Below are 22,498 nucleotides of genomic sequence, written 5' to 3'. Positions count from 1 at the left end.
TCCTTCAGTGCTTTCTTGAAAGCTGCTTCGTAGCACCTTCGAGCCCGGCCAGTGTCAGCGGAAACATGCGGCCGCCGAAGACGTCACGGATCATCGCGATCGAATGGGTAAAGCCCCAGTTCTTTTCGCTCTCGGGATTAAGCCACACCGCGTTCGGCCATTGCTGCAGCAGCCGACCGAGCCAAACGGTTCCGGCCTCGGGGTTCCAGTGTTCCACCGAGCCGCCGGGGTGGGCGATCTCGTATGGGCTCATCGAGGCATCGCCGACGACGATGACCTTATAGTCCGGACCATATTTGTGGAGGAGGTCAAAGGTCGGAATCACCTCGGCATGGCGGCGGCGATTGTCCTTCCACACGCCTTCGTAGATGCAGTTGTGGAAATAGAAATATTCGAGCTGGCGGAATTCGGCGCGGGCGGCCGAAAACAGTTCCTCGACGCTTTTGATATGGTCGTCCATCGAGCCGCCGACATCGAAGAACATCAGGAGCTTCACCGCATTGCGGCGCTCGGGCCGTGTCTTGACGTCGAGATAGCCATGCTCGGCGGTGGCGTGGATGGTGCCGGGCAGGTCGAACTCCTCCTCCGCGCCTTCGCGCACCCAGCGGCGCAGCCGCTTCAGCGCGACCTTGATGTTGCGGGTGCCGAGTTCGACGGCATCGTCGAAATTCCTGAACTCGCGCTTGTCCCAGACCTTCACCGCGCGGCGGTTGCGGCTTTCATGCTGGCCGATGCGGACGCCTTCGGGGTTGTAGCCATAGGCGCCGAAGGGCGAGGTGCCGCCGGTGCCGATCCATTTCGAGCCGCCCTGGTGGCGGCCCTTTTGTTCCTCGAGCCGCTGCTTCAGCGTCTCCATCAGCTTGTCGAAGCCGCCAAGCGCCTCGACCAGCTTTTTCTCCTCCTCGGTCAGGTGTTTCTCGGCGAGCCGGCGCAGCCATTCCTCGGGAATGTCGGCGACATTGACGACATCCGGGCCACCCAGCGCTTCGATGCCCTTGAAGACATGCGCGAACACCTGGTCGAAGCGGTCGATATGACGCTCGTCCTTTACCAGGGCGGCGCGGGCAAGGTAGTAAAATCCCTCGACATCATAGTCGACCAGTCCGGCTTCCAGCCCTTCCAGCAGAGAGAGGTATTCCCTGAGCGAAACGGGAACACGCGCTGCCTTCAGTTCGAGGAAGAAGGGGATGAACATGCCGGCTGTTACCTGTGGCCCTCGATCTTTTCTCGTGCGGCGCTTGCGATAAAGGCAGAGCGCGTCAGGCCGCGACGGCTGGCCTCGGCATCTATGGCCGCCAGCAGGCCGGCATCGAGCGACAGATTGGCTCGAACGGGCCGCCCTGAATCGATCAGCACCGGAATCATGACGGCGGATTCGCCCGCAGAGCTATCGATCTCGTCCGCTCTCAACAGATCCGCCAGCGTGCGTGCCTTGGGAAAGGAAACGCCCTTTGCCAATCGTGTTTCGACCCATTCGCGCACAGCCGATGTCGCATCGGCAATCGCCTCTTCGGGGTTTGCGCCGCCGCCATGACAACCGGGAAGATCAGGGACCCGCACCCCCCAAACATCGTCCGCGCCGTCGAGAATTCCCACATAGTGCGTCATGCGTTCCGTCCTCAGATCCATCCGGCGAGCCGGGCGATCGACCGCGCGACACCAGGCGATTGTTCGCGATGTCGCGGCACGATGATCATCACATCAGGCCTTTCCGGATGCTCATACTTCTCATGCTTGCCGCCGCCGAGATTTAACCAACCGTCGCGCAAAAGCCTCGCGACAATCTTGAGTGTGTTGGTCTCGATCAGTGGCATCACGCCTCCTGATTATGCGCAATATATTGCGCAATGGCGACCGTTTCAATTGCCAATTGCCAATCGTCAGAGCAAATCATACTCGATAAAGCCGGTGCGGCGCGCGACGCGGTCGTAGAGCTTGCGCGCGGTGACGTTGGTCTCGTGCGTCATCCAGTAGACGTTTTTCACCCCGATCTTGCCGGCCTCCTGCTTCACCGCCTCGATGAGGGCCGCGCCGATGCCCTTGCCGCGCACTTGCGGGTCGGCGAACAGGTCCTGCAGGTAGCAGTTGTTTTTCTCCGACCAGCCGGAGCGGTGGTAGAGATAATGGGTGAGGCCGACCGCCATGCCGTCGAGGGTAGCGATAAAACCCTTCGGCTCGAACTCGCCTTCGGTGAACAGCCGTTTCCAGGTGACCGCGTAGACCTCTTCCGGCAGCTTGGTTTCGTAGAATGTGAGATAGTCGGTCCACAGGCGGCGCCAGTCGGCGTGGTCGGATTGCTCGAGCTGGCGGACGGTGATCTCGGTCATTTCGGTTCCTCCAAAGTCTGATCTGTTCCGGACGGAATCAGGGCCGGATACAGCTTCGCCTAAACCGCGGCCGAATTGTACTCGCGAAATGCGGTGGCCAGCACATACAGCGCCTCGCGCGCCCGCGGCGCCAATGTGTGCGAATGCAGGACCACTTCGGACGGGTCAAGCGGCGGCAGGCCGAGCTTGCGGCCAATCTCGACCAGGCCGGGAGGAACGACGCGGTGGGCCAGCGCCGAAACGGCAAAGCCCGCCGATACCGCAATGTTGACGGCCGCGCCGCCGCCACCCACAAATGCCTCCTCCCAGGCGATGCCAGCCTTGTCCAGCGTCTCGACGGCTCGCACACGATCCGGACAACTGCATATGGTGCTCAGGAGAGCGAGGCGCAGCGGCGTCCCGCGCTGCCATTCGAAGGAAGGCGTCGCGAACCAGCCATAGTGATTGCGCGACAAGGTCCGGCCCGGACGGCTGTCGCCCTCGCGGTGCACGATGATCGCATCGAGTTCGCCGCGATCGAACGCCTCCTTCAGAATGGTGCTGGTGTCGATCCTCAAACTGAGCGTGAGCGATGGATCGTGCGCGTGGAGTTGGGCGATCAGGATGGAAAGTTCGGGGCCGGCGACATGATCGACAAAGCCGAGCGCGAGCCGGCAGGGCGCTTCGGAAAACTCGGCCATGGCGCGCTCATGCGCGGCAAGGAAGTCGCGCGCGGAAGGCAGGAAAACGGCGCCCCTCGCCGACAGGCTGACGCGGCGCGGGGTGCGCTCGATCAGCCGCGCGCCGAGCTTTTCCTCAAGACGCCGCAGCTTGACGCTGATCGTCGCCTGGGTGCTGCCAAGTGTTTCGGCGGCGCGGGTGAAGCTCTGCAGATCGGCCACCATCACGAAGGTGCGTACGGCGTCGACGTCAAGGGTGGTCATTCCAGGCCTTCCATCGGCATCATGCCAATTTGTCATTTCTGATATAGCCAACCATAGCCTTTTTTCATGGTCAAGTCTCATCTATGTCAGCCTGACCGCGGTTTGAAGAATGCCGCCTCTCCCTGTCTCGATGGAAAGTGACCGACATGCCGTTTCAAATTGAACGAAACACCATCGCGCTGACCGGCGTGTGCCTGGCGTCTCTCCTGTTCGGGCTCGAAATCTCCAGCGTGCCGGTGATCCTGCCGAAGCTGGAAAGCGTGCTCGCCGCCGATTTCAAGGATTTGCAGTGGATCATGAATGCCTACACCATTGCCTGCACGACGGTGCTGATGGCGACGGGAACATTGGCCGACCGTTTCGGGCGAAAGAGCGTGATGGTGATCACCACCGTCGCCTTCGGCCTTGCCTCGCTGATGTGCGGTCTGGCAACGAGCGCGCCGCTGCTGATCGCCGCCCGCTTTCTGCAAGGCCTTGCCGGTGGCGCAATGCTGACCTGCAGCGTGGCCGTGCTGTCGCACCAGTTCCAGGACGGAAAGGCGCGCGGCAAGGCCTTCGTCGCCTGGAGCGTCGTCTCCGGCATAGGGCTCGGTTTTGGGCCCGCGATCGGCGGCTTGATCGTGGCGCTGTCGAACTGGCAATGGGTTTTCCTCATCCACGTGCCGCTGGCGATCCTGGCGCTCGCCTTCATTGGTGCCGGGGTCACGCAATCGCGCGATCACAACGCCCATAAGCTCGATCTGGCAGGCCTGCTGACCCTGTCGGCGGCAGTGTTCGGCTTCTCCTATCTGATCACGCAAGGTGCTGATCTCGGGGCCGGCGCCCGTATTGCCGTGATTGTCGCGTCGGTTGCGGCTTTCATCGCGTTCCTGGTCGCCGAGAGGGTCAATCCCTATCCGATGTTCGATTTCTCGGTCTTCCGCATCCGCCAGTTTTCGGGTGCGATCATGGGCGCCATAGGCATGAATTTCAGCTACTGGCCGTTCATCATCTATCTGCCGATCTACTATTCCGGCGTGCTCGGCTACGACAGCACCACGACCGGCCTGCTGCTGCTGGTCTACACGCTGCCCTTCATGGTGATGCCGCCGATCGCCGAGCGCCTGCGTGCGCGTTATCAGGCGCGGATCGCGATCCCGCTCGGCCTGCTGACCCTGGGGATCGGCTTTATCGCCATGTGGATCGGGTCCGGGCTCGAGGGCGCCAACTGGCTGACCATGCTGCCCGGCACTCTGATCGCCGGGATCGGTATCGGGCTGACCAATTCGCCGACCACCAACACCACCACCGGGGCGGTGTCGGCCGATCGCGCCGGGATGGCTTCGGGCATCGACATCAGCGCGCGCCTGATCACGCTCGCCATCAACATAGCGGTGCTCGGCCTTTTGTTGACGCAGGGGATTGCTTCTTATCTCCGCAACGCATTCGGCGGGGCTTTCAACCCCAGCGAATTGCGCGCGTTGGCGGAAAGGATCGCCGCCGGAAATCTCGATGGCCTTGCACGGGAGACGCCTCACCTCGCAACCCTCGACCCGTCCGGCGCCATTGTGCATGCCGCCCTGGTCAATGGCTTCGGCTGGGTCATGCTCTATTGCGGGATTGGCGTTCTTGCCCTGGCGGTCATCGGTTTCGTCATCTTTGGACCGAAGCGTGTCGCGCCGCAGGAGAGAGGCTTTGCTGCCGCCGAATGAGCGGCCGAAGCCTGCTCGCAGCGGACCTTCGCTCGATCTTCACCCCTGCCGCCGCGCCATGAAGGCCAGCCGCTCGAACAGATGCACGTCCTGTTCGTTCTTCAACAGGGCGCCGTGCAGCTTGGGCAGCGCGTTCTTGGCGTCGGCGCGCAAATCCTCTGGCGCGATGTCGTCGGCGACCAGCAGGCGGATCCAGTCCAGCGCCTCCGATGTCGACGGCTTTTTCTTCAGCCCCGGCACGTCACGGATTTCGTAGAATTGGGTCAGCGCCGCGCGCACCAGGTTCTGCTTGATGCCGGGATAGTGGACATCGACGATCCTGTGCAGCGTGTCGACATCGGGAAAGCGGATATAGTGGAAGAAGCAGCGGCGCAGGAAGGCGTCCGGCAGTTCCTTCTCGTTGTTGGAAGTGATGATGACGATGGGCCGCACCGCAGCGCGGATGGTCTCGCCGGTCTCATAGACGAAGAACTCCATCCGATCGAGTTCCTGCAGCAGGTCGTTGGGGAATTCGATGTCGGCCTTGTCGATCTCGTCGATCAGAAGCACGACCTTCTTGCCGGCCGCGAACGCCTCCCAAAGCTTGCCGCACTTGATGTAGTTCTTGATGTCGTTGAACCTGACATCGCCGAGCTGGCTGTCGCGCAGCCGCGACACGGCATCGTACTCGTAAAGACCTTGCTGCGCCCGTGTCGTCGATTTGACATGCCATTCGATGAGGTCGAGGCCGAGTGCCGCCGCCACCTGGCGGGCAAGTTCCGTCTTGCCGGTGCCGGGCTCGCCCTTGACCAGCAATGGCCGCTCCAGCGCGATCGCCGCGTTGACCGCCACCATCAGATCCTTGTCGGCGACATAGGCCGCCGTGCCTTCGAAACGCATTTTTGCTCCTCGGTTCGTTCCGGGGACCGTAAGGAGGCCCTCTGGTCAGCGCAAGGGCGGGGATGCAACGGCGATGAGGCCAACGGTGCGGAAAGAGCGCCGTCTCTCTGGCGCTCGGACCACCATCGGCCTATATTGGCGGAGGCGGTCTGCGCTTCCCGGCAGGAGACACTTTTCCCCGGGGCCTTAATGATCCTTAGGGAGCTGTCCCTGGGAAGACCCGTGGGTTTTCTCACACGGCGCCCACCTACTTTGTAGGCACCCGGGATCGACCTCTCCACCGGTTGTGTGGATCGTCACTTGTCGCAAGGCATCCACGCATCGCGGTGGATGACGCGGTGGAAAACGTCGCTCTTGAGACCTCACACAGCTCTGACCTTTTCTACCTTGGCCGCATGATCTCTCCCAAAGACCTTAAAAAACGGCTGCGCCTCGAGGCACTCGCTCGCCGCGACGCGCTTGATGAATTCTGGCGGGTCGAGGCCGCGCTCGAAATGGCGGAGACGGCGCGCGACCATCTGGAGGTCGGGTCCGGTCAGATCGTCTCCGGTTTCTGGCCAATGCGCTCGGAGGTGGATGTCAGGCCATTGATGTTCGCCTTGCGCGAGAAGGGCGCACGGCTCTGCCTGCCCGCCATTCTCGACAAGACCACCATCGTCTTTCGCGAGCTGGTGCGTGGCGCGCCGATGGTCGACATGGGCTTTGGCACGGTCGGACCGCACGCGGAGGCCGAAGTTCTCGACCCCTCGGTCATGCTGGTGCCGCTCGCCGCCTTCGACGCGCGCGGCCACCGCATCGGTTATGGCGCGGGCTATTACGATCGCGCGATCGCGAAGCTCGTCGACAAGGGGCATGCGCCCCGGCTGGTCGGCATCGCCTTCGACTGCCAGGAAGTTTCGCAAGTTCCGGACGAACCCCATGACGTGGTCATCGCGGAAATACTCACCGAGAGCGGGTTGCGCCGCTTTGCGCCAAAATTGTAGATAGTTCTTTGAAACGCATGATCTTTGCCGAAAAGTCATGCAACTTTTCGGGATCAGGCATAGATGAGACTTCTCTTCCTCGGGGACATGGTCGGTAAGACGGGCCGCACCGCAGTGTGGGAACAACTGCCCGGCCTGATCTCCGACTTCAAACTCGATTTCGTCATCGTCAACGGCGAGAACGCCGCCGGCGGCTTCGGCATCACCGAAGAGATTTTTCGCGAGACGATCGCGTCGGGCTGCGATGTCGTGACCACCGGCAACCATGTCTGGGACCAGCGCGACGCGCTGGCCTTCGCACCGCGCGAGCAGCGTTTCCTGCGGCCCTCCAATTTTCCCAAAGGCACGCCAGGGCGCGGCTCCGGCGTCTATATCGCCAGGAGCGGCGCGCGTGTGCTGGTCGCTAACATCATGGGCCGGGTATTCATGCATCCCGAGCTCGACGATCCGTTCCAGGCCGGCGAACGCGAGCTTGCGGCCTGTCCGCTCGGCGAGCAGGCGGATGCGGTGGTGATCGACTTCCACGCCGAGGCAACCTCGGAAAAGATGTGCTTCGCGCATTTTGTCGACGGCCGTGCCAGCCTGGTCGTCGGCACCCACACGCACCAGCCCACCGCCGATCACCAGATACTCAATGGCGGCACCGGCTACCTGTCGGATGCCGGCATGTGCGGTGACTACGATTCCTCGCTCGGCATGGACAAGGAAGAACCGCTCAACCGGTTCCTGTCGAAAGTACCGAAAGGCCGTTTCGAAGCGGCGGTCGGCCCGGCGACATTGTGCGGCGTCGGCGTGAATATCTCCGACCGCACTGGGCTGACCGAGAAGATCGCGCCGTTTCGTCGCGGCCCCCGGCTGGAGGAAACGGCCCCCTCCTTCTGGTCGTGACATTGATATAGGCGTTCGCAATACCCAATTGCCGGCGACACTGCTCTAGATCGTAGGGGACGACCTCCATGCAGCTTATCGAATTCCTGGCGCCGTATTTTCAATTCGTTTCCGACCCGACCGCCTGGGTCGCGTTGCTGACGCTGGTGGTGCTCGAGATCGTGCTCGGCATCGACAATCTGATCTTCATCTCCATCCTGACCAACAAGCTGCCGGTGGAGCAGAGGGCTCGTGCGCGCCGCCTTGGCATCTCGGCTGCGCTGATCATGCGCCTGGTGCTGCTTGCCACCATCTCCGTCATCGTCCAGCTGACGACGCCGGTGTTCACGGCCTTAGGCCACGGCTTCTCCTGGCGCGACCTGATCCTGATCGCAGGCGGCCTGTTCCTGGTCTGGAAGGCGACCAAGGAAATCCACCACACGGTCGATCCCGACGACCATCAGGACACGATGCTGGGTGAAACGCTCAAGATCTCGCTTGCCGGCGCGATCTTCCAGATCCTGCTGCTCGACCTCGTCTTCTCGATCGATTCCATCATCACCGCCGTCGGCATGACCGACGAGATCGCCATCATGTACATCGCGGTCATCGTGGCTGTCACGGCGATGATGCTGGCCGCCGGACCGCTGGCGGACTTCATCGCCAAGAACCCGAGCATCGTCATGCTGGCGCTGGGCTTCCTGCTGATGATCGGCATGACGCTGATCGCCGACGGCATGGGCTACCATGTGCCCAAGGGCTACATCTACGCCGCGATGGGTTTTTCGGCGCTGGTCGAAGGGCTCAACATGCTGGAGCGACGGCGCAAGAAAGCGAAATCCGGCGACGAGCACTGAGACCGACCGGATCGGGCGAGCCTCGGCATTTCCGGCGAGAACAGGATCGCCTTCGCACTTTTGCTGGAATTGATTTAATGCCCCGGAGCGCCCTTCGGATGACGGTCGGCGATCAGGCCCAGCGTCAGGCCCTGTTCCAGCCAAGCCTTGGCGCCGGCGAGCACAAGCGCAAAGCCGCCGGTTGAGCCAACCGCTGCCTTCACTTGCTCATCGCCATTCCCGGCAAAGCCGAAATTCCGGACCTCGAGGAAGGTCGCCTCGCCAGGCATTTCGGTGAAGGTCCAGACCACCGTGGTCGGCGGATCGCTCCACGTCATGACGATCTTCTTGTCCCTGACGATCTCGCTGACATCGACGGTCGTCGAGACGCCATACATGCGCCACTCCCACTGAACCGGCTTGCCGCCATCCAGCCGGCCGCTGCCATGGGTGAACCAGAATTGGGTCGTGATCGCCGGATCGACGATGGCTTCGAAAACATCAGCGACCGGCCGCCGGATCAGCATGGCGGCTTCGGCTGTCGGTGTTTCACGGATCTCCATGGCGATCTCCTTTTCGAATACGCGCTCACCAGGCGTCGGGTTCGCGCACCATGTGAATGATGTTGGCCGGATTGGTGATCCAGCCGCCTCGGAAACCCAAGCCCAATGGCTCGATGGCATCGCAACGCACAACGCCCGCCTTGGCCAGATGATCCGCGGTGCCCGGAAAATCCTGCGTGAAAAGCTCCAGCCAGATCTCGGCCTGGCTCATCATCGGCGCTTCGTCGATCCACAGCCTGACAGGCCCAAGCTCGAAGCCGATGGCCGGCGCCTTGGTGGTGAACGGCTTGAGGCCGACGACGTCGCGGTAGAAGGCGAGCGTCGCTTCGTACTGGTGCGATGGCACCTTCATGGCGATGTTGATGCCGCCGGTGATCTTCACGGTCATGGTTGGGCTCCGTTTTTTAAATGTTGTTTTCGCTGGCGGGCTCGCCCTTCATCTCGCTGCGGTAATAACCGTCGCGCAGATTGATGCCGTATTCGACATAGGCCTTCATGCAGGCCAGCATCTGCGACCAGCCCTCGCAATTCAGGTAGGACTTCTTCAGGCCGACCGCGCCTTCCTGCCAGCCGCTCTCGGCGATGGTGACGAAGGTGCCGCCATCGTCGAGCGGCTCGAAATTCATCTCGATGCGGGTCTTGTAGGTGGGCTTGCCGTCGGCGTCGGTAGCATCCCAGCGCAACACGATGCGGCTGTCCTTGACCACTTCATCGACCTCGACCGGCACCTTGCCCCACCAGACGACACCCGAACCGGCAACCAATGGCGCGCTGGCGCCGCCGATGGTGGTGAAATAACCGCTGAGCTTCTTCGGATTGACGACCGCGTCGAAGACTTCGGCGACCGGTTTGCCGATGCGCCCTGAAACTCTGAATCCAAGAGACATATCCACAGCTCCTTGGTTGATCGCGACAACAATATGTTATATAGACATAACATGTCAAGCCGATCGCAGGACGACAATGTTTTCAAGGCGCTGGCGCATCCGCGCCGGCGCGAAATGCTGGATCGGTTGAAAGACGAGCCAAAAACCACCGGCATGCTGTGCAATGCCTTTCCCGACATCGACCGCTGCACCGTCATGCTCCATCTCAAGGTGCTGGAGGAGGCAGATCTGATCGTCGCGCGCCGTGATGGACGCGAGCGCTGGAACCATCTCAACGCGCTGCCGATCAAGCAGATCCACGACCGCTGGATCAGCCAGTATGCCGGTCATGCGCTCAGCATCATCGACCGGCTGAAGTCCGATCTGGAAGCATAGGCACGGCCGGGATCGCCGCAGCGCGGCGCGGCTGGACGAATTGAGCCGATTTATCTATAAGCCGGCCAATCCGACAAGAGCGCCGCGCGTCCACCCGGACGCATCAGGACGTTCTGAAATTTTGAATTCGAGCCTTTTGCAAAGGCGAGGTGACGCACCTCGCGGCAAGACGCTCTAGCCGAACACGACAGGGGTGCCATGGCTGGCCATTCACAGTTCAAGAACATCATGCACCGCAAGGGCCGTCAGGACGCGGTGCGGTCGAAAATGTTTTCCAAGCTGGCGCGCGAAATCACCGTTGCGGCCAAGAGCGGGACGCCCGATCCATCGATGAACCCGCGCCTGCGCCTGGCGATCCAGAACGCCAAGGCGGTGTCGATGCCGAAGGACAACATCCAGCGCGCCATCAACAAGGCCTCGATGGGCGATGCCGAGAATTACGAAGCCGTGCGTTACGAAGGTTATGGGCCGGGTGGCGTCGCCGTGATCGTCGAGGCGCTGACCGACAACCGCAACCGGTCGGCGTCCAATGTCCGTGCCGCCTTCACCAAGGCAGGCGGCGCGCTCGGCGAAACCGGATCGGTATCGTTCATGTGGGACCGCGCCGGCGAAATCTACTATCCGGCCTCGGCAGGCAGTGCCGACAAGATCATGGACGCGGCCATCGAAGCCGGTGCCGACGATGTCGAATCGGACGAGGAAGGCCACACGATCTATTGCGCCTTCGAGACTCTCGGCGAAGTGTCCAAGGCGCTTGAAGCCTCGCTCGGCGAGGCCGAATCGGTCAAGGCGATCTGGAAGCCGCAGAACAATGTCCCGGTCGACGAAGAGCGGGCGCAGTCGCTGATGAAGCTGGTTGCGACGCTCGAGGACGATGACGACGTGCAAAGCGTGTACGCCAACTTCGAAGTCGACGACGAAACCTTGGCCAAGCTCAGCGCGGCGTGAGTTGCAGAGCGCCACACGGGCGGAAGTGTACGCGGATATATAGCCAAGGGGTCCTTGCCTAAAGTATAGATCGGTCAGTTGTCGGCAGGAGGGGAGATGACTGACGAAGGGATTCAACGTGCCAATGCGATTGCTTGGCCTCGGCGCGGTGGCTTTTGGCGACGGCTTTTCGCTTCGCTTATCGACTATCTTGTCATCTTCGTCGCTCTTTATTCGCTGGTTGCGGCCTTGTTTCTGTTGACCGACGGCGGTGTGAAAGGCAGCTTCTGGCTGAACTGGAAAACGTGCCAGTCCGCAAGTCTGAACGGAACAGACGATCCTTTACTTGCCCGCTACGATTGGCAGGTTTGTGCAACATCCTTCTTCGGTTTTCCGGTGGCCAGATGGGCAGCTGGCACAAGTACAGACTCTCAATCGAAGGCAGTCTCAATGCTTTCGATAGACCTTGATTCAAAGGGAAAATTTCGATCTGCGGCACTGGATCTAGGCTTCCTCCAAGTGCTGGTCCTGGCAACCTATCTTCTTGTTATGGAGGGGGCCTTCAGCCGGTCGCTTGGCAAGGGGGTCCTGGCACCCTTCGTCCATGACGAATTGGATTGGCATAGGGAAGGCCTCGCTTTGCAAAAAGCCGTTCGTCGGCAGGTGGTAAAATTCTTGGGTTATCTGCCTGCCACGCTGGTCGGAGCTTTCTTTGCTTTCGAGACCTGGAAAACCGTTCCGGCATCCGTGCTGAACTATTCCCGACTGGAAATCGTAATCGCCTTTGCCGCGTCTGCCCTAGCTTTTCTCTGGCCGTGCTGGATCGCGCTGGCCATCGCATTCGGCAACGAGCCAATACATGACCGGGCTGCCGGCACGACCGTGCGCGTTCTCGAGGAAGACCAATGAACGCGTCGGGGAAGCCTTGCGTCGTCATCACCTACTGCACGCAATGCCTGTGGCTGTTGCGTGCCGGCTGGATGGCGCAGGAGCTGCTCTCCACCTTCGGCACCGATCTCGGTGAGGTGACGCTGGTGCCGGGCACCGGCGGCATCTTCACCATCTCGTGCAACGATGTACTGGTCTGGGACCGCAAGCGCGACGGCGGCTTTCCGGACGCGGCGAAACTCAAGCAGTTGGTCCGCGACGTGATCGATCCGGATCGTGATCTCGGTCACGCCGACCGCAAGGCGAAGAGCTGATATCTTCCCGCGAAAGCGGGACGATCACTTGCGCCTCTTTCCGAAAACAGCACCGATACCGGCGCCGATCGCTATGCCCATGCCGATGCCGACGGCGGGGTCATCCATCGCCACGCCAAGAGCAGCGCCGAGGCCGACGCCGATCGAAATGCCGACAGCCATGGTCGAATAGGGATCGTTCACGGCTCTTCTCCCGACAATGTTTATGGCCGCCACAACGCCCGAACGCGGCGGCCCGTAAACATGTCAACGCGAGGCGAACCAGAAGGATGCCATGGCCACGATGGCGGTGACGGTGCGAACGTGGTTCCACATCACCCAGTCCCGGAGAAAGCTGGTCCATACGGCGGCGCCATTGCTGCTGGCTGGATCGACGGCGGCCAGCGCATCGTTAAGCGGCACGTTGAAGACCATGGTCACGATCGGATTGCCGACGAGATAGATCAGCGCGCCGGCCAGAAGCCAGAACGAACCCGGCTGGTTCCAGCCGATGATGGCGCCGGCGATGAGCACGAGGCAGACTAGCCCGGTGCCGAAGAGTGCCGTCATGAACATCGGCGTGATGACGGTGACGTTGATCGAATTCATGGCGGCGATGCCGCCCGCCGCCGGCAGGCGAGCGAACGCCGGCATGACGAAGTTGGAGAAGGCGAAGAACACGCCGCCGACCACGCCTGCGCCCAGGGCCGCGATGAAGGTGAGAATGGGAAGAAGTTTGACAATCATGTCGGTTGCTCCAAGTGCCGGTTGCGGCCGGTTCCTCTGTTTACAAATGTGATTAATCCTCACATTTGTAAAATGTGATAAACCCTCGTATTTTGAGAGTCAAGTCATTCAAGGCGATTGCCGGGCGCGTTTGTTGGAGACAGTCATGGAAGGCACGCCGGCCAACGAGCAGATCGCTTCGCCGCGCCGGGCACCAAGCCAGCAGCGCAGCCGCGAGCGGGTCGAGCGCATGCTGGCCGCCGCCTCGGCACTGATTGCCGAGCAAGGCAGCGATGCCATGCGTATGGGGGAGGTCGCTGAACGGGCCGGGGTGTCGATCGGATCGCTCTACCAGTTCTTTCCAGACAAGCGGGCGATCGTCTGGGCGCTGGCAGAGCGCTATACGGTGGAGAGCCAAGCCTGCATCTCGGCGGCGCTCAAGGATGTTACGGATGCAGAGGGGCTGGGCCAAGCGTTTTCGGAGCTGGTCGATATCTACTACCGACTGTTCCTCGCCGAACCGGTGATGCGCGACATCTGGTCGGGCACGCAGGCCGACAAGGCGCTGCGCCAGCTCGAGCTCGCCGACAGCCGGGCCAATGCCGAATTCCTCGGTGCGGTGCTGAAGCGGCTACGTCCCGGCGCCGACCCCGTCTCCCTGGAGACCACGGCCTTTCTCGTCTGGCAGATGGGCGAGGCGGCCATGCGGCTGGCGATCTCGGTCGAGCGGCAGGAGGGCGACAGGCTGGTCGCAGCCTATAAGCGCATGGCGCTCAGAGAACTGCTGGCGGCATAAGGCTAGCGACCCAGATAATTCAGAAGCATTTCAGCTCGCTCATCCTCGGAACACATTATCGTCCGGGCAAGACTGAGCATACCGCGATGGAGCGCGACCACCGCCAATGCGGAGGTCACGACCGTCTCATCTGCCTCGGTTTCCAGATCCCTCAACGCCAAATGGAAAAGCGTCTGCCAGGCGGCTTTGTAGTGGGGTTCGATCCAATCCGGTATCGGCGGGTTCCGGTCGTCGAGCAATCGCGCTTCTTCGATGATCGCGGCTAGGCCGTAGACTCGCCAATTCGCCGGAACATGTTCTCTGGAGATACGAACGATTTCGGGAATCGCGGCGTAAGATGCGTCTCCTACGTCTCCCTGATGGTGCAATTCGTTCAGGAGTTCGCTCCAGATTGTCTCGTCATCGTAGCTGACGGCCAGCGCTCGCAAGGCCGGTCGTGGATCATACGCAACCTTGTATCCGCCCTTGAGACTGGACCATCGGTGATCGTCGAGAATGGACATATCGTCTCCCGTGACCAATTGCGTTCCACGGCAGGGGACTGAGGTCAACAAAAAACCCGCCACGTGGGCGGGTCTTTGAACTGCGAAGGCAGTTTGGCCTAGAGGCCGAAACCTTCGAAGCGCTTCTTGAACTTCGACAGGCGGCCGCCGCGGTCGAGCAGGGTCTGCTGGCCGCCGGTCCAGGCCGGGTGGGTGGTCGGGTCGATGTCGAGGTTCATCGTATCGCCTTCCTTGCCCCAGGTCGAACGGGTCATGTATTCGGTGCCGTCGGTCATGACGACCTTGATGGTGTGGTAATCGGGATGAATAGCGCTCTTCATGGCTCGGTTCCTGGCTTGCAGGCGCGGCTGACTGGCATAAGCCTGCGTCGATGCGCCCCTTTTTAAAACTCGAAGCCGCAGCTATTGAGGAGCCACGGCTTCTAAAACGGTCGGCGTGGCTATACATCAGCCGAAATTGAATCACAAGGCCGTGGCTCGCGCATATTGAGGCGCATACAACAAGGCGGCTAGAGGAAATACCGAGATGGCGCAATCCAGCAGCGCAGACGAGCGCCGCCGCTCGCTCAAGCCGCTCAGGCGCCTGTTCCCTTATATCGGCCGCTACCGGAAAATGGTGGCGGGCGCCGTCGTCTCGCTGGCAGTCGCGGCGATGACAACGCTGGCGCTGCCGCTGGCGGTGCGGCGCATGATCGATCATGGCTTCACGCCGGCGGGATCCACCATCATCGCTGAATATTTCGCCGCGCTGGTGGCCATGGCGGCGCTTTTGGCGGCCGCCTCGGCCGGCCGCTACTATTTCGTCATCACGCTCGGCGAGCGCGTCGTCGCCGACATCAGGCGCGACGTTTTCGCTCATGTGACGACGCTGTCGCCGGCCTTCTTCGACACTGCCCAGTCGGGCGAGATCGTGTCGCGGCTCGCGGCCGACACCACGCAGGTCAAGTCGGCCGTCGGCGCCACCGCATCCGTGGCGCTGCGCAATGCCATTCTTGGGCTCGGCGCCGTGGCGATGATGATTGTCACCAGCCCAAAACTGTCCAGCCTGGTCATAGCGGCCATTCCAATCATCGTGCTGCCGCTGGTCGCCTTCGGCCGCTCCGTGAGGCGCAAATCCCGGCAGGCACAGGACACGCTCGCCGGGGCGACAGCCTATGCCAGCGAGCAGATCGGCGCGGTGCGCACGCTGCAGGCCTTCACCAATGAGAAACTGGTCACCGGTCGCTTTTCGGGCGCGGTGGAAGCCGCTTTCGAGGCGGCACGCGCCTCGACCTTCGCGCGTTCCTTCCTCACCTTCTTCGCCATCTTCACCATTTTCTCGTCGGTCGTTGCGGTGTTGTGGTTCGGCTCGCGCGACGTGCTCGACGGCAATCTGTCACCCGGTACGCTTGGCCAGTTCCTGCTCTATTCGGTGTTCGCCGCCGGCGCGCTCGGCGCGCTGTCGGAAGTCTGGGGCGAACTCGCGCAGGCAGCGGGTGCGGCCGAACGGCTGACCGAGATCCTGGCCGAGACGCCGGCGATCCAGGCGCCGGCCGAGCCGAAGCCGATGCCGGCAATCGTGAAGGGCGCGATCATCTTCGACGACGTCTCGTTCTCTTATCCGGCGAGGCCCGACCGCGCCGCCGTCCATGGCTTGAGCTTTTCGGTCAAACCCGGCGAGACGGTGGCGATCGTCGGTCCCTCGGGTGCCGGCAAGAGCACCGTCTTTTCGCTGATCCTGCGCTTCTACGATCCCGAAACCGGCAAGATCCTGATCGACGGCGTCGACGTGCGCGAGGCTGACCCCGTCGCGGTCAGGCAGCGCATCGCCATCGTGCCGCAAGATGTCACCATCTTCGCGGCGAGCGCGCGCGACAATATCGGCTTTGGCCGGCCAGGCGCCAGCGAGGCCGAGATCGAGGCGGCGGCGAAGGATGCGTTGGCCGACGAATTCATCCTCAAGCTCGAGAAAGGTTACGACAGCCAGGTCGGCGAACGCGGCGTGACGCTGTCAGGCGGCCAGCGCCAGCGGGTAGCGATCGCCCGCGCCATCCTGCGCGACGCGCCGATCCTGTTGCTCGACGAGGCGACCTCGGCCCTCGACGCCGAAAGCGAGACGCTGGTGCAGACGGCGCTCGAGCGGCTGATGCAAGGCCGCACCACCATCGTCATCGCCCACCGGCTGGCGACCGTGCTCAAGGCCGACAGGATCCTGGTCATGGATGGCGGCCGCATCGTCGAGGAAGGCACGCATCAGAGCCTGGTCGGCAAGGGCGGCATCTATGCGCGGCTGGCCAAGCTGCAATTCGAGACCGGCGCCAGCGCCTTCAGGGGCGCGGCGGAATAGCGGGGCTCGATATGGCCGGTCTCATCCACCGTAGCGCTGCCTCAGGTGATTGACGAAATAAACGGCGTTGAGTTTTTCGCCGGTGGCGCGTTCGAACAGGTCCGGCGTCGACCAGCGCGATCCCTGCGACCATATCTTCTTGCGGCGCCAATCGTTGATGGCCGCGAAATTCCCTTTCGCCAGGTCGTCGTCGGCTGAAGGATGTTCGCGCACCAGCGCGGCCCATTGCTGCGCCGCCATCATCGCGCCAAGCGTGTAGGAGGGGAAATAGCCGAAGGCGGCACTCGGCCAGTGCACGTCCTGCATCGGCCCATCGGCCGGATTGTCGATGGTGGAGAGGCCGAGATAGTCGCGCATCTTGGCGTCCCAGGCTTCGGGTAGATCAGCCACCTCCAGCCTGCCCGAGACGAGTTCCTGCTCCAGTTCGTAGCGCAGGATGACATGCAGCGGATAGGTTACTTCGTCGGCATCCACGCGGATCAGGCCGCGCTCGACGCGATGCACATGCGGCAGGAGATCATCGAGCGACCAGGTTTCGCCGAGATGCTTTTCCACCACCGGCAGCGCCCAATGCCAGAAAGCAGGATTGCGGCCGATCTGCTTTTCGACGAACAGGCTCTGGCTTTCATGCACGGCCATGCCGCGGGCCTTGCCGAGCGGCCAGTGCGACCATGCCTTCGGCAGGTTCTGCTCATAGAGCGCATGGCCGGTCTCGTGCAGCACGCCCATCAGCGCCGACAGGAAGTCCGATGTCTTGTAGCGGGTGGTGATGCGCACGTCGCTGGGCACGCCGCCGCAGAACGGATGGTGCGACACCGACAGCGAGCCGTGCGTCAGGTCGAAGCCGACCGCCGCCATCATGGCGAGACCGAGTTCGCGTTGCCGGTCGATGGCATAGGTGCCCGAAAGCGGCTTCAGCGGATGCTTGCGCAGCCGGGCTTCCTGGATCGCCAGCGCCTCCGGCACGAAGCCTCTAAGGAAGGCCTTCAGGTCGGCGAAGACGGGAGTGATGTCCGCCGTGCGGTTGCCGGGATCGTATTGTTCCATCAGCGCGTCATAGGGGGCGAGGCCGAGCACGTCGGAGCGCAGGGCCGCCTCTTCGCGCACCAGCGCCACCACGCCCTCGAGCGCCGGCTGGAAGCCAGCCCAGTCGTTCTTGGCGCGCAGGTCGCGCCACAGCTGCTCGCAACGCATGCGCGCCGTCGTCTGGCGTTCGACGAATTCGACCGGCAGGCAGGTCAGGTTGGTGTATTGCAGCCGCAGTTCGGTCAGGGCCGCGCGCTGCTCATCGTCCAATGCCTCGGCTTCGGCGGCGGCGATCCAGTCCGATATTTCCGGCGCGGTCGCCCTGGTGTGATACATGCCGGCCAGTGCCGCCATCGCCTCAGCGCGCTTCTCGCCACCGCCGACGGCCATATGGGTCGCTTCATCGGCGCCGAGGATGGCCAGCGCATGCTCAAGCGCTTCGAGCTTATGGCCGAGGTCGTCGAGTTTGTGAAAGGACATGGCGGCTTCCGTGATTGAGGACGGCGCGAAAAGACACCAACGCAAAAGCCCTGGCAACCCTCAGATCCCATTCAGCAGATGCAGCTTGCGCAGGCGAGGTCGAGCATGAAATGCTACCGGCGACGCATGCAGGGGGAGCAGAATGATCGGCAACATCCTGGTCGGGCTGGTGGCCTTGATCCATGTCTACATCGTTTATCTCGAGATGGTTCTTTGGGACACGCCGCGCGGGCACAAGACATTCCGCCTGACGCCGGAATTCGCCAGTGCCTCGAAAGTGCTCGCCGCCAATCAGGGCCTCTACAACGGATTTCTCGCCGGGGGCCTGATCTGGGGGCTTTACCTCGGCGCCGGCGGGTTCCAGGTCAAGGTCTTCTTCCTGTTGTGCGTGGCCATTGCCGGTCTCTATGGCGCGGTAACGGTCGGCCGCAAGATCCTTTACATCCAGACCGTGCCGGCGGCGGCCGCCCTGATCGCGGTCTGGCTCGGTTGGTAGGCAAGATGGGATGGTAAGGAAAAGGACGCCTGCGGGATTGGAGTCCCCGAAGGCGCCAGTTGATCCCTTCCTCCTGGAACTTTCAGGCAGGATCGCCTCAGCCGTTCGGATAGTTTCCGCCGTCGGCGCCATCGCCCATCAGGAAACCGCTGCCGGTGTTGACCATCAGACGCTGGTCGACAGTGTCGAGCTGGCGCAGCAGGTCATGGTATTGCGCGGCCGGTATCCTGCCGTGATCCGACGCGGCTATCTTCTCGGCGGCCCGACCGATACGGGCGGTGCGCATTTCCAGCCGCTCCGCGACGGCCGGAGTGATGTTGTTGGCTTGCCTTGCGTCGACGATGCCCTGATGGACACCCCGAACCTGCTCAATGAGCGCCTCGACACGCGGGCCTGTCATGGCGGTCGGATCGGTCGCATCGAGTGCGCCCTTGCGGTGGCCTGCGGCATAGGCGCCGGCAAGCGGGGCCGCGATCAGAATCGCGGCAAGGGTTGCAGTCTTGAGAGATGCTGAAGTGCGCATGGGGAGGTTCCTCCTGCCGGGAAGGGAGAGCAGCCGCGCCGCTTCGCCTTCCGACCAGTTCGGGTCGTCCAGTTCCGTCGCGTCGCGATGGGAGGCATCGCCGGCGGTTCTCGGCCCTGCGCAGCAAACTAGGAGCGCTTCCGCGCGAAGTGTAATTAAAAAAAGATAATCTTTTCAGGCCTTGCCGGCCGCCGCTTGCGCCCTAGAGTTGAGCCGGCGAACAAATTCGCGTGAGTTCGCGTGATGATGGATCAACGTTCGGTGAGCTTCAGTTCAATGCGGCGGTTCTTGTTACGCGCTTCGTCGGTGTCGGCGGGGTCGAGCGGCTGGAACTCGCCGAAGCCGGCGGCGACCAGCCGGTTGGCCGGCACGCCGTTCTCGATCAGGAACTTGACCACCGAGGTCGAGCGCGCCGTCGACAGCTCCCAATTGTCGCGGTAACGGCCATTGCCGGACAGCGGCTTGTTGTCGGTGTGACCATCGACGCGCAGCACCCAGTTGATCTCCGGCGGGATCTCTTTCTGCAATTCGATGATGGCATCGGCGAGCTTCTTCATCTCGACCTTGCCGGCGTCGTTGATCACTTCGGAGCCGGTCGGGAACAGCACTTCCGACTGGAACACGAAGCGGTCGCCGACGATGCGGATGTTCTCGCGGTCGGCGAGGATTTCGCGCAGGCGCCCGAAGAAATCGGAGCGGTAGCGGTTCAATTCCTGCACACGCTGCGCCAGCGCCACGTTCAGGCGACGGCCGAGATCGGCGATCTTGGTGTTGGAATCGCGGTCGCGCGTTTCGGAGACGTTGAGGGCATCCTCGAGCGCGCCGATCTGCTTGCGCAAGGCCGCGATCTGCTGGTTGAGGATCTCGACCTGGCTCAGCGCCTGCTGGCTGATCTGGCGCTGGTTGTCGAGTTCACCACCCAACTGCGCGGCACGCTGGTTGGCGGCGTCGCCGGCGCCGGCACCTTGCGCCAGCAACTGTTCGAGCCGGCTCTTTTCCGCCTGCGCCGCCGACAGGGACGCCTGCAGATTGGCGAGCGAATCCTCCTTGTCCTGCGCCGTCGAGCGCTCCAGCGCCAGAAGCTGGGTCAGTTCGTTGATCTGCGAGTTGAGGCGCGACAGTGCCGTGTCCTTGCCGGAGATTTCACGGCCGAGCAGGAACTGCGCCAACACGAAAACGGTGAGCAGGAACATGATGGCGAGCAGCAGCGTCGACAACGCGTCGACGAAGCCAGGCCAATAGTCGATGCGGCGATCGGTACGCCGGCCCCTGGCAAGCGCCATGCTAGTGCACCCCGGGCTTCTTCAGCGCGTCGGCGATCTTTTCCAGCGTGTTGCGCATCGCCTTCTGCTCGTCGGACTGGGCCTCGACCCAATCGCGCATGATCTGCTGCTCGGAACGCATGTTCTTGACCAGGCCGGAAATGCCGTCGGCGAGATTGGCCATGGCGGTGGCGACGCGCGGATTGGAGCCGCCGCCGTTCTCCTGCATGCTGCGCAGCCGTTCCGACAGGACGCGGATCTCGTCGGAAGATTCGGCCTTGGCCGGGTCGGAAACGACGATGTCGGACGACAGATCGGTGACCGAGGACAGCCAGTTCTCGAGCTCGGTGTAGAAGCGCGTCTGGGCGCGGCCGGCCTGCAGGTCGAGGAAGCCGAGCACGAGCGAGCCGGAGAGGCCGAACAGCGAGGACGAGAAGGCGGTGCCCATGCCGGCCAGCGGCGCCGACAGGCCCTGCTTCAGCGAATCGAGCACCGCCGCGGCATCACCCGTGCCGGGATCGAGCGATTCGATCGTCTCGCGGATCGAGCCGATCGTATTCAACAGGCCCCAGAAGGTGCCAAGCAGGCCGAGGAACACAAGAAGGCCAACCAGGTAGCGCGAGGTGTCGCGGCTTTCGTCGAGGCGCGTGGCGATGGAATCGAGCATTGTGCGCATCGAGGAGGTCGAAAAGGCCACGGACGACGAGCGTCCGATCATCGCCTTCATCGGCGCCAGCAGCACCGGTTCGGTGGTCTCGGAGCCGGCGCGGAAGGAGTTGACCCAGCGCACCTCGCGAAACAGCCGCCCGACCTGCGTGAAGGCCAGCAGGATACCGACGACGAGCACGCCGACGATCAGGCCGTTGAGGCCGGGATTGGTGACGAATGCCGTCGTGACCTGGCGGGTCAGGATGGCGGCGATGAAGGCGACGATGGCCAGGAAGATGACCATGGTCAGCAGAAAGACCTGAGGACTCGACAATTTGTGCGGATCGTAGATGAGCACGTCGGAGCGTCTGCCCATGCCGAAGGATCTGAGAAAAGCCATCCGTGCCCCGTTTCCGATGCCGCTGCCGCCGATCACGTAGTTGGCGACTCTAAACGGAATTGTGACCAAATTGAATGGTGCTTGGCAATATTGCCACACGTGGCTTTTGGAGCCGGCGCTTCAAAGGCGGTTGATGACCAGGCAATCGACCATGGCCGCCAGATGCAGGCCGGCGCCGGTGACGACGAAGCCGTGCCACAGGGCGTTGTGGAAGCGCAGCGCCTTCCAGGCGAAGAAAATCACGCCGCAGGAATAGACGACGCCACCGGCGACGATGAGCACGATCGACGTGGTCGGCAGCGTCTCGACAAGCGGTTTGACAAGGACGATGCCGCTCCAGCCGATGGCAAGGTAGAAGACGATCGCCAGCCTGTCGAAGCGGCCGGGGAAAAACACCTTGATGGCAATGCCCGTTGCGGCCGCGGCCCAGACCAGAACGATCATCCAGCGCGCCAGCGGCGAGTTTCCCAACTGGGCGAGAAAGGGTGTGTAGGTGGCGGCGATCAACAGATAGATCGCGGCATGATCGAAACGCCGCAAGATCCATTTCGCGGGCGAGGTCACCGGCCACAGATTGTAAGTCAGCGACACCGAAAGCACCGTGAGCAGCGAGACGACATAGAAAGCGGCTGCGACGTATTCGCCGGGCCCGACCCGGGAGGCGGCGAGCGCCAGCAGCGCCGAACCGGCCGCTATCGCCAGCACGATCCCGACAGCATGGACGATCCCGTCGGCGATCATCTCGGCGCGCGAATAGTGCCAGCGTCCGATGAACGGGATGTCGATCTGTGGCGGGGTGTCGGTCATCTATCGTCCTGCATCACCCTTAATCTGGGCAACCGGCGGACAGTATTTCAAGCTTTGTTTGCGGTTT

General features: G+C 62.5%; 29 protein-coding genes and 1 other RNA gene. 12 read left to right on the top strand and 18 right to left on the bottom strand.

The genetic code is table 11. The features are described 5' to 3' along the window. Positions 1 to 4: 4 nt before the first annotated feature. From O7A70_RS21990 to O7A70_RS21970, 5 genes are all read right to left on the bottom strand, one after another. Positions 5 to 1,195, bottom strand: coding sequence for a vWA domain-containing protein (locus tag O7A70_RS21990; RefSeq protein ID WP_337142330.1), 1,191 nt, complete (start codon positions 1,193 to 1,195; stop codon positions 5 to 7). An 8-nt stretch (positions 1,196 to 1,203) separates the two neighbouring features. Then, on the bottom strand, positions 1,204 to 1,608 hold the full coding sequence (locus O7A70_RS21985; protein ID WP_337142329.1) for a type II toxin-antitoxin system HicB family antitoxin: 405 nt from the start codon (positions 1,606 to 1,608) through the stop codon (positions 1,204 to 1,206). Between the two features lie 11 nt (positions 1,609 to 1,619). Continuing rightward, positions 1,620 to 1,814 (bottom strand): type II toxin-antitoxin system HicA family toxin, encoded by a 195-nt coding sequence (locus tag O7A70_RS21980; RefSeq protein WP_337142328.1) that lies wholly within the window; start codon positions 1,812 to 1,814, stop codon positions 1,620 to 1,622. A gap of 66 nt (positions 1,815 to 1,880) precedes the next feature. Continuing rightward, positions 1,881 to 2,327, bottom strand: coding sequence for a GNAT family N-acetyltransferase (locus O7A70_RS21975; protein ID WP_337142327.1), 447 nt, complete (start codon positions 2,325 to 2,327; stop codon positions 1,881 to 1,883). A 59-nt stretch (positions 2,328 to 2,386) separates the two neighbouring features. Then, positions 2,387 to 3,250: a LysR family transcriptional regulator gene (locus tag O7A70_RS21970; RefSeq protein ID WP_337142326.1), complete on the bottom strand. Its 864-nt coding sequence runs from the start codon at positions 3,248 to 3,250 to the stop codon at positions 2,387 to 2,389. A gap of 146 nt (positions 3,251 to 3,396) precedes the next feature. Here O7A70_RS21970 and O7A70_RS21965 point away from each other — a divergent pair, with 146 nt between their 5' ends. Further along, positions 3,397 to 4,941 carry an MFS transporter gene (locus O7A70_RS21965; RefSeq protein ID WP_337142325.1) on the top strand — a complete coding sequence of 515 codons (1,545 nt, stop codon included), beginning with the start codon at positions 3,397 to 3,399 and terminating at the stop codon, positions 4,939 to 4,941. 39 nt (positions 4,942 to 4,980) lie between these two features. Here the strand turns inward: O7A70_RS21965 and O7A70_RS21960 are convergent, their stop codons facing one another. Beyond that, a complete protein-coding gene (locus O7A70_RS21960) occupies positions 4,981 to 5,820 on the bottom strand; it encodes an AAA family ATPase (protein WP_337142324.1) in 840 nt (279 codons plus the stop codon). A 143-nt stretch (positions 5,821 to 5,963) separates the two neighbouring features. On the opposite strand from O7A70_RS21960, the gene ssrS reads away from it, so the two are divergent. The 4 genes from ssrS (at position 5,964) to O7A70_RS21940 (ending at position 8,527) form a co-directional block, all read left to right on the top strand. Then, a non-coding RNA gene (gene ssrS / locus O7A70_RS21955) (6S RNA) lies at positions 5,964 to 6,119 on the top strand. Between the two features lie 96 nt (positions 6,120 to 6,215). Next, a complete protein-coding gene (locus O7A70_RS21950) occupies positions 6,216 to 6,803 on the top strand; it encodes a 5-formyltetrahydrofolate cyclo-ligase (RefSeq protein WP_337142494.1) in 588 nt (195 codons plus the stop codon). 63 nt (positions 6,804 to 6,866) lie between these two features. Continuing rightward, positions 6,867 to 7,691: a TIGR00282 family metallophosphoesterase gene (locus O7A70_RS21945; protein ID WP_337142323.1), complete on the top strand. Its 825-nt coding sequence runs from the start codon at positions 6,867 to 6,869 to the stop codon at positions 7,689 to 7,691. 68 nt (positions 7,692 to 7,759) lie between these two features. Continuing rightward, positions 7,760 to 8,527: a TerC family protein gene (locus O7A70_RS21940; RefSeq protein WP_337142322.1), complete on the top strand. Its 768-nt coding sequence runs from the start codon at positions 7,760 to 7,762 to the stop codon at positions 8,525 to 8,527. A gap of 74 nt (positions 8,528 to 8,601) precedes the next feature. On the opposite strand, the gene O7A70_RS21935 is transcribed toward O7A70_RS21940, so the two are convergent. Genes O7A70_RS21935 through O7A70_RS21925 form a run of 3 tightly spaced genes read right to left on the bottom strand, consistent with a single transcriptional unit; the run spans position 8,602 to position 9,956 of the window. Then, positions 8,602 to 9,069, bottom strand: coding sequence for an SRPBCC family protein (locus O7A70_RS21935; protein ID WP_337142321.1), 468 nt, complete (start codon positions 9,067 to 9,069; stop codon positions 8,602 to 8,604). Positions 9,070 to 9,094: 25 nt separating this feature from the next. Then, on the bottom strand, positions 9,095 to 9,457 hold the full coding sequence (locus O7A70_RS21930; protein ID WP_337142320.1) for a hypothetical protein: 363 nt from the start codon (positions 9,455 to 9,457) through the stop codon (positions 9,095 to 9,097). 16 nt (positions 9,458 to 9,473) lie between these two features. Further along, positions 9,474 to 9,956, bottom strand: coding sequence for an SRPBCC domain-containing protein (locus tag O7A70_RS21925; protein WP_337142319.1), 483 nt, complete (start codon positions 9,954 to 9,956; stop codon positions 9,474 to 9,476). A gap of 51 nt (positions 9,957 to 10,007) precedes the next feature. Between O7A70_RS21925 and O7A70_RS21920 the strand changes: the two genes are divergently transcribed. The 4 genes from O7A70_RS21920 to O7A70_RS21905 all read left to right on the top strand — a co-directional run bounded on the left by O7A70_RS21920 (position 10,008) and on the right by O7A70_RS21905 (position 12,460). Beyond that, positions 10,008 to 10,331 (top strand): ArsR/SmtB family transcription factor, encoded by a 324-nt coding sequence (locus O7A70_RS21920; RefSeq protein ID WP_337142318.1) that lies wholly within the window; start codon positions 10,008 to 10,010, stop codon positions 10,329 to 10,331. Between the two features lie 198 nt (positions 10,332 to 10,529). Further along, positions 10,530 to 11,279: a YebC/PmpR family DNA-binding transcriptional regulator gene (locus O7A70_RS21915; RefSeq protein ID WP_140508917.1), complete on the top strand. Its 750-nt coding sequence runs from the start codon at positions 10,530 to 10,532 to the stop codon at positions 11,277 to 11,279. Between the two features lie 96 nt (positions 11,280 to 11,375). Then, positions 11,376 to 12,167, top strand: coding sequence for an RDD family protein (locus O7A70_RS21910; RefSeq protein WP_337142317.1), 792 nt, complete (start codon positions 11,376 to 11,378; stop codon positions 12,165 to 12,167). Continuing rightward, positions 12,164 to 12,460, top strand: coding sequence for a SelT/SelW/SelH family protein (locus tag O7A70_RS21905; RefSeq protein ID WP_337142316.1), 297 nt, complete (start codon positions 12,164 to 12,166; stop codon positions 12,458 to 12,460). The genes O7A70_RS21910 and O7A70_RS21905 overlap by 4 nt, the downstream gene beginning before the upstream one ends. Positions 12,461 to 12,484: 24 nt before the next feature. Here O7A70_RS21905 and O7A70_RS21900 read toward each other — a convergent pair whose 3' ends face one another. Then, entirely contained in the window at positions 12,485 to 12,643 is a 159-nt protein-coding gene (locus tag O7A70_RS21900; protein ID WP_181166615.1) for a hypothetical protein, read from the bottom strand. A gap of 63 nt (positions 12,644 to 12,706) precedes the next feature. Beyond that, on the bottom strand, positions 12,707 to 13,186 hold the full coding sequence (locus O7A70_RS21895; RefSeq protein ID WP_337142315.1) for an anthrone oxygenase family protein: 480 nt from the start codon (positions 13,184 to 13,186) through the stop codon (positions 12,707 to 12,709). 145 nt (positions 13,187 to 13,331) lie between these two features. Here O7A70_RS21895 and O7A70_RS21890 point away from each other — a divergent pair, with 145 nt between their 5' ends. After that, positions 13,332 to 13,961 carry a TetR/AcrR family transcriptional regulator gene (locus O7A70_RS21890; protein WP_337142314.1) on the top strand — a complete coding sequence of 210 codons (630 nt, stop codon included), beginning with the start codon at positions 13,332 to 13,334 and terminating at the stop codon, positions 13,959 to 13,961. A gap of 2 nt (positions 13,962 to 13,963) precedes the next feature. Here O7A70_RS21890 and O7A70_RS21885 read toward each other — a convergent pair whose 3' ends face one another. Continuing rightward, the gene (locus tag O7A70_RS21885; protein WP_337142313.1) at positions 13,964 to 14,464 is read right to left on the bottom strand and encodes a hypothetical protein; all 501 of its coding nucleotides are present in this window, start codon (positions 14,462 to 14,464) and stop codon (positions 13,964 to 13,966) included. A 98-nt stretch (positions 14,465 to 14,562) separates the two neighbouring features. Beyond that, positions 14,563 to 14,784 (bottom strand): 50S ribosomal protein L31, encoded by a 222-nt coding sequence (gene rpmE, locus O7A70_RS21880; RefSeq protein WP_096451251.1) that lies wholly within the window; start codon positions 14,782 to 14,784, stop codon positions 14,563 to 14,565. Positions 14,785 to 14,989: 205 nt separating this feature from the next. Here rpmE and O7A70_RS21875 point away from each other — a divergent pair, with 205 nt between their 5' ends. Next, positions 14,990 to 16,789, top strand: a complete 1,800-nt coding sequence (locus O7A70_RS21875) for an ABC transporter transmembrane domain-containing protein (protein WP_337142312.1) — start codon at positions 14,990 to 14,992, stop codon at positions 16,787 to 16,789. Positions 16,790 to 16,810: 21 nt separating this feature from the next. Here the strand turns inward: O7A70_RS21875 and O7A70_RS21870 are convergent, their stop codons facing one another. Next, a complete protein-coding gene (locus O7A70_RS21870; protein ID WP_337142311.1) occupies positions 16,811 to 18,295 on the bottom strand; it encodes a carboxypeptidase M32 in 1,485 nt (494 codons plus the stop codon). 142 nt (positions 18,296 to 18,437) lie between these two features. Between O7A70_RS21870 and O7A70_RS21865 the strand changes: the two genes are divergently transcribed. Continuing rightward, positions 18,438 to 18,791: a DUF1304 domain-containing protein gene (locus tag O7A70_RS21865; RefSeq protein ID WP_337142310.1), complete on the top strand. Its 354-nt coding sequence runs from the start codon at positions 18,438 to 18,440 to the stop codon at positions 18,789 to 18,791. Between the two features lie 97 nt (positions 18,792 to 18,888). On the opposite strand, the gene O7A70_RS21860 is transcribed toward O7A70_RS21865, so the two are convergent. From O7A70_RS21860 to trhA, 4 genes are all read right to left on the bottom strand, one after another. Next, positions 18,889 to 19,314, bottom strand: coding sequence for a hypothetical protein (locus O7A70_RS21860; RefSeq protein ID WP_337142309.1), 426 nt, complete (start codon positions 19,312 to 19,314; stop codon positions 18,889 to 18,891). A 251-nt stretch (positions 19,315 to 19,565) separates the two neighbouring features. After that, entirely contained in the window at positions 19,566 to 20,597 is a 1,032-nt protein-coding gene (locus O7A70_RS21855; RefSeq protein ID WP_140508938.1) for a peptidoglycan -binding protein, read from the bottom strand. Between the two features lies 1 nt (position 20,598). Beyond that, the gene (locus tag O7A70_RS21850; RefSeq protein ID WP_027141776.1) at positions 20,599 to 21,624 is read right to left on the bottom strand and encodes a MotA/TolQ/ExbB proton channel family protein; all 1,026 of its coding nucleotides are present in this window, start codon (positions 21,622 to 21,624) and stop codon (positions 20,599 to 20,601) included. A 120-nt stretch (positions 21,625 to 21,744) separates the two neighbouring features. Beyond that, a complete protein-coding gene (trhA, locus tag O7A70_RS21845) occupies positions 21,745 to 22,431 on the bottom strand; it encodes a PAQR family membrane homeostasis protein TrhA (protein ID WP_337142308.1) in 687 nt (228 codons plus the stop codon). Positions 22,432 to 22,498: the final 67 nt, after the last annotated feature.

Origin of the sequence: Mesorhizobium sp. Cs1299R1N1 (genome assembly GCF_037179655.1) — a bacterium.
GTDB classification, from domain to species: domain Bacteria; phylum Pseudomonadota; class Alphaproteobacteria; order Rhizobiales; family Rhizobiaceae; genus Mesorhizobium; species Mesorhizobium salmacidum.
This window is presented reverse-complemented; position numbering and strand designations above follow the sequence as displayed.